13 protein-coding genes are annotated in these 17,731 nt (G+C 61.4%); 5 read left to right on the top strand and 8 right to left on the bottom strand.

Annotation, left to right across the window (positions count from 1 at the left end; translation table 11 throughout):
- Positions 1 to 15: 15 nt before the first annotated feature.
- Genes AB7813_RS19175 through AB7813_RS19160 form a run of 4 tightly spaced genes read right to left on the bottom strand, consistent with a single transcriptional unit; the run spans position 16 to position 4,153 of the window.
- The gene (locus AB7813_RS19175) at positions 16 to 1,455 is read right to left on the bottom strand and encodes an amidohydrolase family protein (protein WP_441228263.1); all 1,440 of its coding nucleotides are present in this window, start codon (positions 1,453 to 1,455) and stop codon (positions 16 to 18) included.
- A gap of 13 nt (positions 1,456 to 1,468) precedes the next feature.
- Complete coding sequence (locus AB7813_RS19170) at positions 1,469 to 2,494, bottom strand: ABC transporter substrate-binding protein (protein WP_439065339.1); 1,026 nt, start codon at positions 2,492 to 2,494, stop codon at positions 1,469 to 1,471.
- A gap of 27 nt (positions 2,495 to 2,521) precedes the next feature.
- Positions 2,522 to 3,295 carry an ABC transporter permease gene (locus tag AB7813_RS19165; RefSeq protein ID WP_439065338.1) on the bottom strand — a complete coding sequence of 258 codons (774 nt, stop codon included), beginning with the start codon at positions 3,293 to 3,295 and terminating at the stop codon, positions 2,522 to 2,524.
- A gap of 3 nt (positions 3,296 to 3,298) precedes the next feature.
- Entirely contained in the window at positions 3,299 to 4,153 is an 855-nt protein-coding gene (locus AB7813_RS19160; protein ID WP_309941851.1) for an ABC transporter ATP-binding protein, read from the bottom strand.
- A 165-nt stretch (positions 4,154 to 4,318) separates the two neighbouring features.
- Between AB7813_RS19160 and AB7813_RS19155 the strand changes: the two genes are divergently transcribed.
- The gene (locus AB7813_RS19155) at positions 4,319 to 5,020 is read left to right on the top strand and encodes a GntR family transcriptional regulator (RefSeq protein WP_120287567.1); all 702 of its coding nucleotides are present in this window, start codon (positions 4,319 to 4,321) and stop codon (positions 5,018 to 5,020) included.
- Positions 5,021 to 5,034: 14 nt separating this feature from the next.
- Here AB7813_RS19155 and AB7813_RS19150 read toward each other — a convergent pair whose 3' ends face one another.
- On the bottom strand, positions 5,035 to 6,429 hold the full coding sequence (locus AB7813_RS19150) for a PLP-dependent aminotransferase family protein (protein WP_441228262.1): 1,395 nt from the start codon (positions 6,427 to 6,429) through the stop codon (positions 5,035 to 5,037).
- 270 nt (positions 6,430 to 6,699) lie between these two features.
- On the opposite strand from AB7813_RS19150, the gene AB7813_RS19145 reads away from it, so the two are divergent.
- The 4 genes from AB7813_RS19145 (at position 6,700) to AB7813_RS19130 (ending at position 11,477) form a co-directional block, all read left to right on the top strand.
- A complete protein-coding gene (locus AB7813_RS19145; protein ID WP_439065337.1) occupies positions 6,700 to 8,028 on the top strand; it encodes a hydroxymethylglutaryl-CoA reductase, degradative in 1,329 nt (442 codons plus the stop codon).
- Between the two features lie 147 nt (positions 8,029 to 8,175).
- Complete coding sequence (locus AB7813_RS19140; protein ID WP_439065336.1) at positions 8,176 to 9,414, top strand: CaiB/BaiF CoA transferase family protein; 1,239 nt, start codon at positions 8,176 to 8,178, stop codon at positions 9,412 to 9,414.
- Entirely contained in the window at positions 9,414 to 10,172 is a 759-nt protein-coding gene (locus AB7813_RS19135; RefSeq protein WP_439065335.1) for an enoyl-CoA hydratase/isomerase family protein, read from the top strand. The genes AB7813_RS19140 and AB7813_RS19135 overlap by 1 nt, the downstream gene beginning before the upstream one ends.
- Positions 10,173 to 10,247: 75 nt before the next feature.
- Entirely contained in the window at positions 10,248 to 11,477 is a 1,230-nt protein-coding gene (locus AB7813_RS19130) for an ABC transporter substrate-binding protein (RefSeq protein WP_439065334.1), read from the top strand.
- Positions 11,478 to 11,541: 64 nt separating this feature from the next.
- Here AB7813_RS19130 and gyrB read toward each other — a convergent pair whose 3' ends face one another.
- The 3 genes from gyrB to AB7813_RS19115 all read right to left on the bottom strand — a co-directional run bounded on the left by gyrB (position 11,542) and on the right by AB7813_RS19115 (position 17,581).
- The gene (gene gyrB / locus AB7813_RS19125; protein WP_439065333.1) at positions 11,542 to 13,983 is read right to left on the bottom strand and encodes a DNA topoisomerase (ATP-hydrolyzing) subunit B; all 2,442 of its coding nucleotides are present in this window, start codon (positions 13,981 to 13,983) and stop codon (positions 11,542 to 11,544) included.
- A gap of 227 nt (positions 13,984 to 14,210) precedes the next feature.
- Positions 14,211 to 15,305, bottom strand: a complete 1,095-nt coding sequence (locus AB7813_RS19120; RefSeq protein WP_439065332.1) for an FUSC family protein — start codon at positions 15,303 to 15,305, stop codon at positions 14,211 to 14,213.
- A 158-nt stretch (positions 15,306 to 15,463) separates the two neighbouring features.
- Entirely contained in the window at positions 15,464 to 17,581 is a 2,118-nt protein-coding gene (locus AB7813_RS19115) for a hypothetical protein (RefSeq protein ID WP_441228261.1), read from the bottom strand.
- Positions 17,582 to 17,731: the final 150 nt, after the last annotated feature.

The raw sequence follows: 17,731 nt of genomic DNA, 5'->3' as shown, positions 1-17,731 counted from the left end.
TGAAGGTCTGGTGAGCTAGCAACACCCCTGTTGCCGGAACCAGTGTGACACAGCGCTCTCGAACGGTGCCCAGGCGCGTTCGAAAGCCTTGAACTGGGGCACGCTCTTGCGATAGAACCCGCGCAACTCGGTCTCCATGGCCTCCAGGTCGACGCCGGTCGGCTTGCCATCGCGGCTGATGGTACGCCCGTCGACCACGACATCGCGAATGCAGCTGCTGTTGCCGCGGGCAAACAGCATGTCGATCGGATCGACCGGCATGATGGCATCGCGGTCGAGTTGGCCGATATCGAGAACAATGAAATCAGCGGCTTCTCCGGCGGCGAGCATGCCCGAGCCCGGTGCGCCGATCGACTTCCGGCCGTTGCGGACGGCGAGCGTGAGAAACTCCGCACGGCTCCATGTGCGGTCGAAGCCGAGGCCGTCATGCGCCATCTGCACGAGGCGCATTTCGCGGATCGCGTCTTCGTCTTCGTCGAGCGCGACGCCATCGATACCCACGGCAATGGGGCAGCCGCGGCGATGCGCATCGGCAATCGGAGCGAGGCCTGAATGCAGATGAAGATTGGAGCTGAAATTCGTCACGATGGTCGCGCCGGACTCGGCGATCATATCGAGTTCGTCCGGCCGGGCATGGATGCAATGGGCCAGTGTCAGGCGGTTGGATAGCAGGCCGATATCTTTCAGGTAGCGCACAATGCCGCTCGGAAAAGTGCGGTCGGCCCATTGCCGCTGATAGATGGTCTCGAGCAGATGCATGTGCACGCGCCGGCCGGTCGTCGCGGAGCGCTCAGCAATGGCTTCGAGCAGTACAGGCGAGCACCACTGGACGCCGGCCGGACCGTATTGCACATCGATCATCGGACCGACGATGGCGGCATGAATGGCTTCGACGCGGTCGAGATATTCCGATGGTGTCGGGCTCGGACGAACGAACATGTCCTGAATCGTGCTGCGGTCGTCTTCGGGCAATGCGGCAAGCACGTCGGCGCTATCGCCATAGACGATTGGATTCTGGTCGCGTACGGCCAGCGCGAAGGCCAGCCGGATACCGACATCGCTTGCGGCCTTTGCGATTGCGATCGACTCATCGAGAATCGGCATTTTGCCGCTCGGCCGGGTATAATGGACCATCGCGCCGCCGCAGCCTGCACGCGCTGAACGGGCGAGCGAGACGGCGGCGACGAGATAGGGATCGGGCGGAGTGCCGAAGGCCGAGCGGACGATCCACGATTCTAGCGGCATGTTCGATGCGCCGAAGGATGTCATGGACGGCCGGGCATGGTCGTGGGCGTTGACCAGTGCGGGGATGATCAGGTGATTTGTCTGCGGCGAAATATGCGCGCCGGCCGAGACGCTCGTGATCAGACCATCCGCATGGTGGATGCTGGCGTGAGGCACGAGGCCTCGATCTGTGCCGGTGAAAATATTCGTCGCAGACAGGATCCGGTTCATCCGCGTGCAAGCCTTAGTTCGCCGTATAGACCAGTTCGCGATCCCCGCGTGCCGGCAGGAATTCGCGCGAGAATACTTCCTTCGGGGTCGGCGTGCGCTTCAGGTCGTAACCTTCGACGACCATGCCGATGGCGCGGGTCATGCGGTCATCCTTGATATCGCCGACGCCGATCTCTTTCATCTCGGGCGAGACCATCAGCTTGTCGAAGGAATATTGCAGGCGGCGCTTCTCGACGGGGACATCGACCAGGTTGTCGAAGGCGACGACCGACGCCATGCCGGCGTTCTGATCCTTGGCGACGGCGATGTTGGCCTTGTTGATCGCGCGGACCAGACCAGCAACGGCCTTCGGGTTCGATGCCAGCAGCTTCTGTGACACCATCACGCCGTTGGAATACAGGTCGAGGCCGAATTCACCGAATGAGAACCACTTATAATCCTTCTCGGGATCCTGGCGGTTCAGGACGAGATTGAAATAGCTGGTAATGTTGAACACCAGCGCGGCGTCGATGTCGCCCTTGATCAGCATCGGCTCCTGCAGATTGGGAGCCATGTTCGTCACGTTGATCTTGTCGGCCGCGAGGCCGTTCTTCTGGATGAAGACGGGCAACAGACGGGTCGTCGGCGTGCCCTGCGCGCCGCCCAGCGTGTGTCCTTCGAAATCCTTGATCGTCTTGATGCCGCTAGTGTTCTTGGTGACGATCGAGAAGGGAGGTTGGTTCCACATCATATAGACCATCACGGGCGCGTCCGCAGGGCGCGTCGACGAGTTCTGGATGATGGCATTGACGTCGCCGAAGCCGGCATCCCAGGCGCCGGACATGATACGGGTCACGGTCGCGCCCGAGCCTTCGCCTTGATCGATGACAACGTTCAGGCCCTCTTCCTTGAAGTAGCCCTTGTCCTTGGCATAGAAGAACGCCGCGTCACTGCCCTGGGTTTTCCAGCCCAGCGTGAACTTGATGGTCGTCTCCTGAGCGAAGGCGGAGCCTGTGAGCAGGACGCTGCCGACTGCGAGGGCGGTCAATCTCTTCAACATGACGTTCTCCTGGTTGATATGGGTGGATTAGGTCGCAACGAGATCGTTCTTGCGCGTGGCCCAGCCGGTCACACGCGCCTCGATCAGAGAGAAAATGACGTAGAGCGCCACGCCAAGGATCGCGAGAATGAACAGGCAGGCGAACACCAGCGGGACGTTGAAGTTCGACGATGCGCTCATCATCACATTGCCGATGCCGCGATTCGACGCGACGGTCTCGGCCAGAACGGCACCGACAAAGGCGTAGCTGACCGCGACTTTCAGCGAGGCAAAGAAGAACGGCATGGTGCGCGGCAGGCCAACATTCCAGAGAATGTCCATCTTGCTGGCGCCGAGTGCCTTCAGTACGTCTTCCAGCTCCGGTTCGGTGGTGGCGAGACCGGTCGCGATATTGACGACGATGGGGAAGAAGCAGATCGATAGCGCGGTAAGAATCGCAGGCACCGAGCCCGAGCCGAACCACAATACGAAGATCGGCACGACGGCGACCTTTGGAATCGACGAAAAGCCAACCAGCAGAGGATAAGCGGTGTCATAGGCGACTTTCGAGACGCCGATGACCGCGCCCAGCACCACGCCGAGGCCGACGCCAAGGACGAAGCCGGCCATGGTCGTGCCGAGGGTCTGTAGAATATGCGGCCACAGGATCGGGAAGCGCGCGATCAGCGTCGCAATGATTTCCGTCGGACGCGGAAGAACCAGATCCGACACGCCCGACATGGCGCAAAATAACTGCCATGCGGCGAAGAAGATGACGATCAATCCGAACGACCAGAGTTTTTGACGCAGGCCTACACTCATGACCTATGCCTCCTGCGCTTCGGGAGCGTTGCTCCGGGCGTTGACGATGAGTTCACGCAGGCGCTGATTGAGTGCGACGAAATCAGGCTCGAAAGTCATGGGGATGGTGCGCGGGCGCGGGAAGTCCACCGGGCTGTCGTCGAGGATGCGGCCCGGTCGTGCGCTCATCACGCAGATGCGGCTGGCCAGGAAGCCGGCTTCGCGGAGGTCATGCGTAACCAGCAGCACCGTCGGCTTGTGTTGCAGCCAGAGGCTCTGCAGAATCGACCAGAGTTCTTCCTTGGTGAACTGGTCGAGCGCGCCGAACGGCTCGTCGAGCAGCAACATGCGCGGCTCATGAATCAGCGCGCGGCAGAGATTTGCCCGCTGCAGCATGCCGCCGGACAGCTGCCAGGGATATTTGTTGCCGAAATCCTTGAGGCCGACCTGGGCCAGCAATGCATGCGCCTTGTCGCGAAATTCGCCTTTGCGCTTCTGTCGATACTCCGACCGGAACGGCTCCACGATCTTGAGCGGCAACATGATGTTCCGCTCGATGGTCAACCAGGGCAGCATGGTCGGGTTCTGGAACGCCATGCCGATTCGCAGCGCCTTGGCAGCGACCTCACGCCCGCCGACGATGACGACGCCGGTGGTGGGGCGGAGCAGATTGCTGACGAGCTTGAGGATCGTCGACTTGCCGCAGCCGGAGGGGCCGACAAGGGCGAGGAATTCGCCGTCGGGGATGATAAGGTTGGTCTCGGCAAGCGCCGGCGTGGCGGTCGGGCCGCGGCCGAACGTTACTGAGGTAGCGGACAGCTCAACGGCGACCGGTCTGCGCTGGCCCTCGGTGGGTCCATTTTCTTGCATACTTGTCATGGCGATAAGTGCATGCAATTGGGGTGCCACTTGAGTCGGGAGCGAAACGTTGTCATTTTACGTTCGCTCGCCATTCCCTGAGGAATTATTGGGCAGTCACTCTCCTCGATTGCATGCACTTCGGGCACGGCCCGGAATGCCCAAATCGCGACAGGTTCGATCTGAATGCCAGAAGCGCCGAATTCAAAAGACAAGGTTGGGGTGATCTGCCGCGCGCTGCGGCGGGCGATCATCGAGCAGGCTCTGGAACCCGGCGCCAAGCTTCCCGAGGACTCCTTGGGTGAGCGCTTCGGCGTTAGCCGCACCATTGCGCGCTATGCACTCGGGCAACTGGCGTCCGAGGGGCTTGTGGAGCTGCGACGTAACCGCATCGCTGTAGTCGTGACGCCGAGCTGGCAGGACGCGCGCGACATCTTCGACATTCGGATGGATCTCGAACGGCTGATCGTCCGCAAGATCGCCGGCAAGCTCAGCAGCAGTCAGATCGCGCGCCTCAAGGCGCATGTCGAGGCGGAGCGCGAGGCGCATGACGGGCCGAACGCCGTGTCCATTCGCTTGGCGACTGAATTTCACATCATGCTGGCGTCGATGACCAACAGTCCGGTGCTGGTCCGCTATGTCAGCGAGATCGCCTATCGCTGCTGTCTGACACTGTCGCTGTTCAGTCGCCCGCATTCGTCGGAATGCGGCATCAGCGAGCATATCGCGATCATCGAGGCGCTTCAGGAGGGCGATGCCAACAAGGCGATGTCGCTGATGCATTCGCATCTGGATTCGGTCGCCAACCGCGCGCTGGTGGAGCCGACCCCGGCGCGGGGCCGGGATCTGCTGGATGTGCTGGCGCCCTATACCGAGGAAGCGACCTGAAGGCGTCGCGGCGTCTATTGCAGCCGGCGCAGCAGAAATTCGTAGAATTTTGGATTGTCCGCCCGCGACACATTGATTCTGATCGCCCGCGCCAGCCGACTGTTCTTGTCGAGGCAGAACAGGCTTCCCGGCGCGATGAAGATGCTGTCCTTCGCGCCTTCGCGCGCCAGCGCCATGTCGTCGATTCCGTCCGGCAGCAGCAGATACAGGTAATAGCCCGTGCGTGCGTCGGCATAGAGCGGATGTCCGCCGCGCACGAGATTGGCGCGCACCTGGCCCATGGCGGCTTCACTCCGCTGTCCCAGCCGCTTCAGGTGCCGTTCATAGTGGCCGTCCGCGAGCAGCCGGTGCAGCAGTCGCTCCACATGGCCTGAACTGTTAACGGTGGTAAGCATCTTCAATTCGGCCAGCGTCGCGATGCGGTCGCTGCGGGCCGCGATGAAGCCCGATCGCAGGCTCGCCGACAGCGTCTTCGAAAAGGTTCCGATCGAGATCACATTGTTCAACTGATCGAGCGTCGCCAGCCGGCTGTTCACCGCCATCGGCAGATCGGCAAACGGGTCGTCCTCGACGATCACGAGGTTCGATCGCATCGCCGTCTGAAGCACCGCATGCGCCACGGGCAGCGTGATCGATCCTCCAGTCGGATTGTGGCCAAGCGACTGCGTGAAAAACAGCTTCGGCCGCTCCGACTGGATCTTTGCGGCGAGGTCGTCGACATCCGGCCCATCCGCCAGGCGGCGAACGCCCACGATGCGAACCTGCGCCAGCGTGAGCTTGGCGAACAGAGGATAATAGCCGGGCTCGTCCACCAGCACCGCATCGCCAGGCGACAGCATCGCGCGGATGATCAGGTCGAGCGCGTGATTGGCTCCGAATGTGAGTAGAAGCCCGTCTTCCTTCGCCGCGATTTGTTGGGCTTGCAGCCGCAATGCAATCTGTTGTCGGAGCGGCAGGAATCCGAGCGCGGAGCCATAGGCATCAGCGGCGGCCGGCAGGATCCGTCCGGTCCCGCTCAGATGGCGCTTAATCTCCGATTGCTCCGTCCACGACGCCGGCGGCCGTCCGTCGCCGACGCGGATCTCGAAATTCTGCGAGAGCTGGGCACTTAGCAGCGATGCGATGTCGACGGCTTCGCTCACGTGTTTCGGTCGCCCGCCATCATCGCCGCGATAGATGACCACGAAACCGGAGCCTGCCTTTGCTGCGACGAGATTGCCAAGCACCAGCCGGTCATAGGCTTCGACAACGGTGTTCTTCGACACGCCAAATTCCCCGGCGGCCTTTCTGATCGAGGGCAGGCGGTTGCCTTCCGGCAATGCGCCGGAGAGGATTTGCACACGCAACCGGCCGGCCAAAGTCTCGGCCAGCGTTGTGCTGCGGTCGGACGGCTCACGAGAAGCAGTCAAGCAATGCCTCCAGGTGCAGTGCTGGACGGTCCATCAGAACCGTACCTTTCTCGAGCGACAAGATTGAATTCAATCGTCCAGTCTCATGTCTTCGCGCAGATGGACCTGGTCTGCGCTCCATTTGCACGGAAGAATACTGCATCCGCGAATAGAGAGGTCATATCGCAATGGGTACAGTCTAGGACAATATTTCAAAACTGTCTCTTTCGGACCTCATCCGCGGATGCCTAACGTGCCGCCAACAGAAGACCCTGTGTGGGAGGCGCCGCAATGGCCGGTTCGAAGTCGGGCGAACAGCCCGGAAAGATCAATTCGCGTTTGGAAAATCTGCGTAATCTCGCGCCTGCCGAAAGGCTGGGCCGTGTGATCGACGCGACCTCGCTCGGTGATACCGAGCGCGCGGCCTTCGGCCCCGGCGCGCTGCCGCTCGAACTCGCCAATGGCATGATCGAGAATGTCATCGGCACTTTCGAACTGCCGGTGGGTATCGCCACCAATTTCACCGTGAACGGCCGTGATTACCTGATTCCGATGGCGGTCGAGGAGCCGTCGGTGGTGGCCGCGGCGTCCTATATGGCGCGCATCGTTCGCAAATGCGGCGGTTTCCAGACCTCAAGCTCCGCGCCGATCATGCGTGCGCAGGTGCAGGTGCTGGGTGTCGCCGACGTGCACGGCGCCCGTGCGCGCGTGCTACGCGAGCGCGATGCCATCCTTGAGGCGGCCAATACCAAAGACAAGGTGCTGATCTCGCTCGGCGGCGGCTGCCGCGACGTCGAGGTGCATGTGTTCGAAAACACATCGGTAGGGCCGATGATGGCCGTGCATCTCATCGTCGACGTGCGCGATGCCATGGGCGCCAACACCGTCAACACGATGGCGGAGACGGTCGCGCCGCTGATCGAGAAGATCACAGGCGGAACCGTGCGTCTGCGCATTCTGTCGAACTATGCCGATCTGCGCATCGCCCGCGCAATGGTGTCAGTGACGCCGGAGGCGTTGAAGACCGAGGAATATGATGGCGAGCGGATCGCCCGCGGCATCGTCGAGGCCTGCGCGTTTGCAATCGTCGATCCCTACCGCGCTGCGACCCACAACAAGGGCATTATGAACGGTATCGATCCCGTCGTGGTCGCGACCGGCAATGACTGGCGCGCCATCGAGGCCGGCGCCCATGTCTGGGCCTCGCGCTCCGGCCGCTACACCTCGCTCACCAATTGGGAAATCGATGGCAAGGGCAATCTCGTCGGCACCATTGAGATGCCGATGGCGCTCGGCCTCGTCGGCGGTGCCACCAAGACCCATCCCGCCGCGCGAGCGGCCCTGAAGATACTTGGCGTGCAGAGTGCGCAGGAGCTGGCGGAAGTCGCCGTTGCCGTCGGTCTGGCGCAGAACATGGGCGCGCTTCGTGCGCTGGCCACCGAAGGCATCCAGAAAGGGCACATGGCACTGCATGCGCGCAACATTGCCATCGTCGCCGGTGCCACCGGCGACGAGATCGAAAAGGTCGCCGCCGCGCTCGCCGCCAATCACGACGTGCGTGTTGATCGCGCCAAGGAAGTTCTCGAGAAGCTGCGTTCGGAAAAAGTGGAGGCGTTCTAACGCCACTTTGTGCAACGCAACTTCGTGCAGGCGTCACGCCTGCACGGCCGGCGGGTATGAAAATGTATCTTCGATACTCATGCTCTTGTACGAAAACCATGCGTGCCGATGTTGTCGGCGGATATTCGTATGGACTGGGAGGATGATGTGAACACAGCAGAAAAGATAGGTGGGCTCAAGGAGCGCAACGGTCCTCTCAAGGGCGTGACGGTGCTTGACATCACGCGTGTTGTCGCAGGTCCATTCTGCTCGATGTTGTTCGCAGACCTGGGTGCCACCGTGATCAAGGTGGAGCATCCCGGAGAGCCGGATTATGCGCGGACCTTTCCACCCTTCGTCGGCAACGACGATGAGCAACTCAGCGCGTTCTTCACACAGTTCAACCGCAACAAGAGGGGTATCACGCTCAATCTCAAATCCGATGATGGCAAAGCCCTGCTGAAGAAGCTGGTGCAGAAGGCCGACATTCTCGTCGAGAACTTCCGCCCCGGCACGATGGACAAGCTTGGCCTCAGCTACGAGGTGCTGCGCGAGATCAATCCCAGGCTCGTCTACACCGCGATTAGCGGCTTCGGCCGCACCGGACCCAATTCATCCAAGCCGGCCTATGACAATACGGGGCAGGCGGCCGGCGGACTGTGGTCGATGAATGGCTATGCCGACATGCCGCCCGTTCGCGTCGGCACCATCATCGGCGACCTCGCCGCTTCCCTCTATGCGGCTATCGGAACGCTTGCAGCATTGCGAGAGGCGGAGAAGACCGGCGTCGGCCAGGTGGTCGATGTCTCCCAGCAGGATTCCGTGCTGACGCTGACCGAGAACGCGGTGGTCCGTTACACCGCGCAGAAAGAGGTCGCCTCGCCACTGGGTAACGATCATCCGTTCGTTCGGCCCTATGGCCAGTTTCCTTGCAAGGACGGCTACGTTTTCTTCGGCGGCTACACCGACAAGTTCTGGGCGATTACCTGCATGCTGTTCGGCGAGCCGGAACAGGCCAAAGATCCTGCCATCGATACGATGGAGAAGCGGTTCGACCACGCGGTGGCAGAGACCAAGGTCAAGCCGCTGCTGGAACGCTGGTTCGCGAACTACACCAAGGCCGAACTCGAGGAGATGGCGGGTGACAAGATCCCGCTCAGCGCCATCAAGACCATCGCCGAGGTGGTCGAAGATCCGCATATCGCCGCACGCAACATGATCGTCGACGTTCCGATCGCAGGAAAGCTGATCGGCATGTTCGGTCTGCCGATCAAGCTATCCGGTGCGGGGCAGATGTCGTTCGAAAAAGCGCCGCTGCCTGGCGAGGACAATGCAGAGGTTCTCTCCCGGTTGGCGGATGTCACGGCGACCGAACTGGCGCGTCTCAAGGCGTCGGGAGCGATCTGATGGCGATTGATTTCACCAAGGACAGTCACGTCGCAACGGTCCGGATCAACCGGCCGGACAAGATGAATGCGCTGACGCTCGCCATGTATGATGACCTCGGCCGGACATTCCACGCCATCAAGGATGACGATGAGATCCGGGCCGTGGTGCTGACCGGTGCGGGCGATCGCGCCTTCTGCGTCGGTGCTGACCTTCGGGAGTCTATTCCTGCACTCGCGGCGGACACAATCGACATCTCTGCCTGGGATCCGGCCCACATCAAGTTTCCCGGATTCTATAAGCCGGTCATCAGCGCCATTCGCGGCATGTGCATGGGCGGCGGGTTCGAGATCATGCTGGCGACGGATATCCGGATTGCGGCACGCGACGCTGTCTTTCAACTGCCCGAACCGAAGCACGGCTTCGTGCCGGCGGGAGGCACGCTCGTGCGCCTGGTCCGGCAGATCGGCTACGCGCATGCCATGGAGATCATGCTGACGGCTGAGCGCTTTTCCGCGGATGACATGCTTGCCAAAGGCGTCGTCAACCGGGTTGTCGATTCCGATCAAGTCGAACCGCTGGCCTATGAGATGGCAGCCAAGATCGCGGCACTGAGTCCGATCGCCATCCAGACCATCAAGGAAGCGGCGCTGACGCTTCAGGACCTGCCGCTCGCAGAAGCATTTCGCGTGGAGGCCGCGCTCGGTCAGCGCACGTTCACGAGTGCGGATGCCAAGCGTGGCCTGGCTGCGTTTGCGAACAGAGGAAACGAGAAGTGACGATGCGATAGGTCTTTGGAGAGATCGCGCGTCGCAGGCGTATTGAAAAATCAAAAACGTAAAAGGGTGGATGATATGAGACGATCTGAACTGGGTGCGTGCTTTACGACGGCGATTGTCAGCGTTTTTCTTTGCACCGCCTCTGCTTTGGCGCAGAACGCACAGGTCTCGGATGGCGTCGTCCGTGTCGGCGCGATCGAGGATATGTCGGGCGTCTATGCCGACATTACCGGCAAGGGTGCCGTGACTGCGGCGCAGATGGCGGTGGAGGATTTCGGCGGCAAGGTCCTCGGCATGCCGGTCGAAGTCGTATTCGCAGATCACCAGAACAAGCCGGACATTGCCGCCAACGCTGCACGGAAATGGTTCGATACCGACAAGGTCGATGCCATTCTCGACGTTGCGTCATCATCGCCTGCCTTGGCCGTGCTCGAGATCGCCAAGGAGAAGAAGAAGATCATCACGCTGAGCTCGCCGGGATCGACCCGGATCACGAACGAGGTGTGTGGACCCTATGTGGTTCATTGGGCCTATGACACATTCGCGATCGCGAACAGCACAGGTAAGGCGCTAGTCAGCCAGGGTTTCGATACCTGGTATTTCGTGACGGCGGACTATGCGTTCGGTCAAGGCCTCGAGAAGGACACCGGCGATGTCGTCAAGGCTTCGGGCGGCAAGGTCGCCGGTGCGACGAAACACCCGGTCGGGACCGCGGACTTCGCCTCCGTCCTGCTGCAGGCGCAGTCGTCCAAGGCCAAGGTTGTGGCTCTCGCCAATGCCGGCGGCGACACCATCAATTCGATCAAGCAGGCGGCAGAGTTCGGCTTGACGGCAGGCGGCCAGAAGCTCTCGGCGCTGGCGGGATTTATCAACGACGTTCACGGTCTCGGATTGAAAGAGGCTCAGGGGCTGACGATCACCGAGGCGTCGTATTGGGACATGAACGACGAGACGCGGAAGTGGTCGAAGCGCTTCTACGAGAAAGTGAACGCCATGCCGAACATGCTGCAGACCGGCACCTATTCATCGGTGCTGCATTATCTGAAAGCCGTTCAGGCCGCCGGCACCGATAGCACCGAAGAGGTGATGAAGAAGATGCGCGAACTGCCCATCAATGACGTGTTCTACAAGAATGGCAAGATCCGCGAAGACGGTCGTATGGTCCACGACATGTATCTGTTCGAGGTGAAGAAGCCGACCGAGTCCAAGGCGCCGTGGGATTACTACAAGCTGCTCGCCACGATCCCGGCAGATCAGGCCTTCCAGCCGTTGGCGCAGTCGCGCTGCCCGCTGGTGAAGAAGTAGGATAAACGCAAAAGGCCCGCCAGAATGGCGGGCTTTTCAGTTTTATCTCTGGAGAGCGGTCTGCTTACACGTCCACATTCGCGCTGAGCGAATTGTCCTGAATGAATTCGCGGCGCGGTTCGACCACATCACCCATCAGCTTGGTGAAAATGTCGTCGGCCTCGTCGACTTCCTTGACCCGGACCTGCAGCAGCGAGCGCTCATTGGTGTCGAGCGTGGTTTCCCAGAGCTGGCCGGGATTCATCTCGCCCAGACCTTTGTAGCGCTGCAGGGCCACGCCCTTGCGGCCGGCGTCGGTGACAGCCTCGAACAGACTGACAGGGCCGTGGATCGGGAATTCGATGTCCTTGCGGCGCAGGACACCGGATTTCGGATAGGCTTCCTGCAGGCTGCTGGCATATTCGTCGAGCTTGCGCGCATCGGCGGAGCCGAGCAGGGCGTCGTCGATGAAGGAGACGTCCTTCACACCGCGAATCGTGCGTTCGAAGAAGAAGCCCTGGCCTTCGCGGAATTCACCGATCCAGCCACGCTCGACTTCGTCGGCCAGCGCGTCCAGCCGCTTGGCGATGTAGTCGGCAGCGGCATTGGCGGTGGCGAGATCAGCGGTGACCCGCGGATTGAGCACGCCAGCGATTGCAGCCTGCTCGACGACTTTGCGATTATAGCGCGAATGCAGATTGTTGAGCGTGCCGCGGATGATGCGGGCATCTTCCACCAGCGCCAGCAGATCGCGGCCTGTGCGATCCTCGCCCGAAGCGAGCTTGAAGATGCAGTCGTCGAGACCGGTCTCGATCAGGTAGTCTTCCAGCGCCCGCTCGTCCTTGAGGTACTGCTCGGACTTGCCGCGCGTCACTTTGTAGAGCGGCGGCTGCGCGATGTAGAGATAGCCGCCTTCGATTAGCGTCGGCATCTGGCGGAAGAAGAACGTCAGCAGCAGCGTGCGGATATGCGCGCCGTCGACATCCGCGTCCGTCATCAGGATGATCTTGTGATAACGCAGTTTCGACAGGTCGAAGTCGTCGCGGCCGATGCCGGTGCCGAGCGCCGTGATCAGCGTGCCGATCTGTTCGGAGCCGAGCATCTTGTCGAAGCGCGCGCGCTCGACATTGAGGATCTTGCCGCGCAGCGGCAGCACGGCCTGGAATTCGCGGTTGCGGCCCTGTTTCGCAGAGCCGCCTGCCGAGTCACCCTCGACGATGAACAGTTCGGACTTGGCGGGATCGCGCTCCTGACAGTCAGCCAGCTTGCCGGGCAGGGAGGCGATATCCAGCGCGCCCTTGCGCCGGGTCAGCTCGCGGGCCTTGCGGGCGGCTTCGCGGGCGGCGCCGGCTTCGATCACTTTGCTGACGATGATCTTGGCTTCGGTCGGATGTTCCTCAAACCACGAGGCGAGGGCTTCGTTGAGAATATTCTCGACCACCGGGCGCACTTCCGAGGATACGAGTTTGTCCTTGGTCTGCGACGAGAATTTCGGATCGGGCACTTTCACTGACAGCACGGCAGTGAGGCCTTCGCGGCAATCGTCGCCGGTCAGCGCGATCTTTTCCTTCTTGGCGACAACTTCGGCATAGCCATTGACCTGGCGCGTCAGCGCGCCGCGAAAGCCGGCGAGATGGGTGCCGCCATCGCGCTGCGGGATGTTGTTGGTAAAGCAGAGGACGTTCTCGTGGTAGCTGTCGTTCCACCACATCGCGACTTCGACTGATATGCCGCCCTGTTCGGCGCGCATTACGATCGGCGTCGGCACCATCGCCTTCTTGTTGCGGTCGAGATATTTGACGAATTCCTCGACGCCGCCCTCATACATCATGTTCTCGGTCTTCTCGACCGGATGACGCAGATCCGACAATCTGATGTTGACACCGGAATTCAGGAAGGCGAGTTCGCGCAGACGATGTTCAAGCGTCGCGAAATCATATTCGAGTGTCGTGAAGGTTTCCGCCGAGGCATAGAACGTCACTTCGGTGCCGCGCCTGCCATTGGCATCGCCGACCACCGAGAGCGGCGCCACCGCGTCGCCATGGGCGAATTCGATGCGGTGCTCTTTGTCGTTGCGCCAGACGCGAAGGATCAACTTGCTCGACAGTGCATTCACGACAGAGACGCCGACGCCGTGCAGACCGCCGGACACCTTGTAGGAGTTCTGGTCGAATTTTCCGCCGGCGTGGAGCTGGGTCATGATGACCTCGGCTGCCGAGATGCCTTCGCCCTTGTGGATGTCGACGGGGATGCCGCGACCGTCGTCGCGCACCGTCACCGAACCATCGGCATTCAGAATGACTTCGACGGCGCTGGCATGACCGGCCAACGCCTCGTCGATCGCGTTATCGACGACTTCGTAGACCATGTGATGCAGGCCCGAACCGTCGTCGGTATCGCCGATATACATGCCCGGCCGCTTACGGACGGCGTCGAGTCCCTTCAGGACCCGGATCGATTCCGCACCGTATTCGATGGGAATGGCATGCTCAGTGTCGGCGATGGGTTGCCGGGCTGGTTCAGTCATGTAGGGGCCTTCGAAGGTGTGCCGAATCAGCGCGGAAAACGGCGCTTGAATCGCTCTATTTGTGCCATGAAAGGCGCATTGCGCCTAGCGCAAAGTAACGCGCAGCAAGTTATTGAATAAATAGGATTTTTTGGCACCATTTCAAGACGATTTGAGGTCGTTTTAGCAGTCCGATTTCGCGCCTGTTCCGGGCGTCGAAAATGCCCGGCTTGCGTGCATTCCGAAGGCTATTTGTCAGCCAGTCCCGCAACCGGTTTGTCGGCATTCGTCTTGAGGCTGCGCCGGGCGATCAGATGCGCGATGAGCACCACCGGCTCCAGTAACGCCATCCCGAACAGAATGCCGAACAGGCGGTCATAGCCGGGCTCCAGGGCGGCATTGGCGTAGTTGTCAGGCACCAGCACCACGAGGAAGGCCAAAGTGAATTGCAGGCCCGCATAACTCATGGAGGGCGGGCCATTTTCGATGTGACGGCCGATCATGACGCCGAGCGCGAGCCCGATGGTCATCACGACCGGCGAATGGCGGCTGACCAGCAGGATCGCGCTGGCGAGCAAGCCACCGGCGAGACAGCCTATCAGACGGTTCATCATGCGCGACGAGACCGGGCTGAGCATGCCTTCCGCTAGCGACGCGGCCGGTACCAGCATGACCGCGAAGATCGTGATGCTGGATTGGCTGAGCGAGGGGATGCCGAGCCAGAGCCAGGCCCACGGGATCAGCGCCAATGCAATGCCGCCGACCAAGGCGTGACGCGCCACCGTGGCGTGCCATTGCCGCGTCGGCTGGTCGACCGGCTTGGCGCGCAGATTGTTGTCCGGATTCGGTAGCGCGCGCCGCACTGTCCAGGTCGAGATCGCACTGACGATGACGCAGGCGGTGGTACCGGCCAGCACTTCGAGCACGCGCGTGGAGGCAAAGCGCAGGATCGGCTCCCGCGCATGTTCCATGCCTTCGATCAGCACCATCAGGAAAGTGAGCCCGGTGAACAGCCAGGCATAGGCGCGGTGGCCGACGATAGCGAAATAGAGGGTGATGCTGCCGCCGATCAGAAGACCGAGACTCAGCGACACCGGCTGGCGCAGCAGTAAAGGCGCAGCAGCAAGTGCGAGTCCTGCGCCAGCGAGCGTCCCAATCACGCGAAGGATGCCGCGCGTAAAACTTTCGGCGACGTGCGAGCGCATTACCATGTATCCGGAGAATGCGGCCCAGCCGACATTCTCCGCGCCGATGGCGTGCGACAAGACGATCGCCAGCAGCACCGAACAGATGCATTCGGCCTCATCGATCATGCGCGGTCCGGGAATCGGAAGCGACCGCATTTCGTTTCCGAATGCGCGCGCGATCCGCGACAGATGAATGGCCAAAAATACCAGCATGGCCAGATATTTATGCTGTCGAACGTGGTCTACAACAGACGATTTCTCATGGCCCAATGCAGTGGCGGACGCGCGCGCTGACGCGCTTGCACGCTTTGTCCTCAGTAGAGCTGGAGCGGGAGGATATCCCGACCGTCAGGGCCAACCATCAGGCCCCAGCTGTCGTTGGCCGCCACCTTGATCGTACTGTCATGTGCGGGCTTGCCCGCGGCCTTGATCGTGACCTTGTAGGCGCCGGGCGGCAGTTCCATCGTCGGCCCGTTCGGATTTTGCGGTCCGCCCACGCCGGGCGCGACCTTGATCGTCTTGTTATTGACGCTGACCGACACTTCCGCGTCACCCATATTGCCGAACAGCAGCCGAACCTTGCCCAGTGCAGGCAGGATGCCCGCCTTCGTCGCTTCTGCGGGATGGCGCACCACTAGACTGACCGTGGTCTCGTCGTTGCGGCGTTCCAGTTTCAGCGTGGCGGGACCATCGGGCGCCTTGAAGGCCAGCATGGCGCTGTCGGGTTTGATGACCGCGTTCTTCGTGTCTTCCTGCCACTGTCGCTGCGTGAGTTCGCGTCGGTAGAACGCCAGAACCGAGTCCAGTCCCGCAGGCACAGATGCACTCAACTCATGTCTGAACGGCGCGCCGCCTGGCAGCCCTGAAGTACCCAGCGATCGCAACGTCCGCTGTTTCGGTGTGGGATAATCGGTGTCGCCATCGGACTCGAGAACCTGTTCGGCGCTCTTGGCGTTGCCCGTGGTCGTGTTGCCGGCAACGGGTGCGACAGGCGCGCCCCTCAGGCCCGAGCCTGTCGCCGTGACATTGACCTTCGGGCCCATCTGCATCGCCGTCAGCGAGATGCTTTGCTTGGCCTTGCTGAAATTCAACACCACCATATTGGGATTGTTGATGACCGACGGCGTGCTCTTCCAGCCGAGCGCTTTCATTCCGCTGCGGTAAAAATCCGCCAGCGCGCTGACACTCGAGGAGCTCGTGAATGCGAGCCTGCCATCGGCGCCGTCGAAGTCGATCTCGCTGGTGGTGTCGGGGACGGGAATCGGTGTGCTCGAACCGTCCATCGCGCGCAACGCAGTTTCCGGCCCGCGTGCGGTTTGCGCTGCAGCACGTTTCGCATCCGCCTCGGCAATAGCTGCTTGCCCGAACGCGAGTGCATCCTTGATAAAGCGGTCGTCTGCTTCCTTTTTGGCCTTCGCGCGCGCCGCGATCACAGATGGCAGAATTTGTACGTCGATCTGCACGGTGGTCAGATCGTATTTGCGACCGATCCGCAGCGTTGCCGTCTCTTCCGGCGAGGTGAATGCGAGCGAGGCGCGATCGGTGGTAACGACGGTGTCCTTGCTCTGTTCGATCCAGCCCTTCTTGCCGAGTTCGCGGCGATAGAAGGCGAGCACGGGGCCGAGCTCGGCCGGGATCAGCGCATGTGCTTCGCGCTTGACGGAATCTGCGCTGCCGGTGGTTCCGGCAGATTTGATGCGTTCCGGCCGCGGCAAGCCTGCGGATTCAGGACCCGCAGCGAGATCTTGCGGGAGAGCGAAGGGCGCGACGCGAATTTCGACGCTGGTCTTGTTATCGGCGCTCCGCTGTAAGCTCAGCATCACCGGCAATTGTCGCGTGTTACCGTCGCGGGTAAAATAGACACGCACGCCATTCGCGCTCGTCTCGTCGATCTTCGCGTCTGGCCAACGGGTCTCCGCAGCACTCGCGGACAGCGGCGACCAGCCCAAAGCAGCGAGTTCTTTCTGAAAGAAAGCCAGCGTTGCATCGACCGTTTCAGCCGTCGTGCATCCAAGATACGGCCGCCGTTCGTCATAGACGATATCGGTCGCGCGATCGGGGAAAGGCAGGTTCACTTCCAGGCGCTGCGAGCTGTAGCTGACGCCCGACCGATCCGTTCGGCTGCCGTCAGTCATGAAGGATGCTGACACGCTCTGCGCACCCTTCTTGTACCAGCGGCTGCGATCTGATCCCTCGAGTGGCGGCGTGTAGGCGATCCAGCCATCGGCTGCGAGTAATTTTCCGGTATTGGCAATGGTGTCTGCGACGCTGCCTGCGCCGAAATAGCTGGCGCTGAGATTGGGGTATTTGGTGGCTTCAGGCCGGGCCATCGCGCCTTCGATATGCGGCAGCGTTCTCACATCCACCAGGCCGTCTTCCGCACGGCAGGCCAGCGAGCCGCCGGCGATGGCGGTGCTGACGAGCAGGGCCAACAGGCAGTGTCTGGCCGGGAGCTGTATCCCGCGCTTGCTTGAAAACATCACTGAAAGCCTCCGGCGTTTGCTTGCGTGCATGCAAAAGCGCTGCCCACAAGGGCAGCGACATTATTTGCGCGGGGCACTTAGAGTGAGTTGTAGGAGGTG

Source organism: Tardiphaga sp. 20_F10_N6_6 (assembly GCF_052076045.1).
GTDB classification, from domain to species: Bacteria; Pseudomonadota; Alphaproteobacteria; order Rhizobiales; family Xanthobacteraceae; genus Tardiphaga; species Tardiphaga robiniae.
This window is presented reverse-complemented; position numbering and strand designations above follow the sequence as displayed.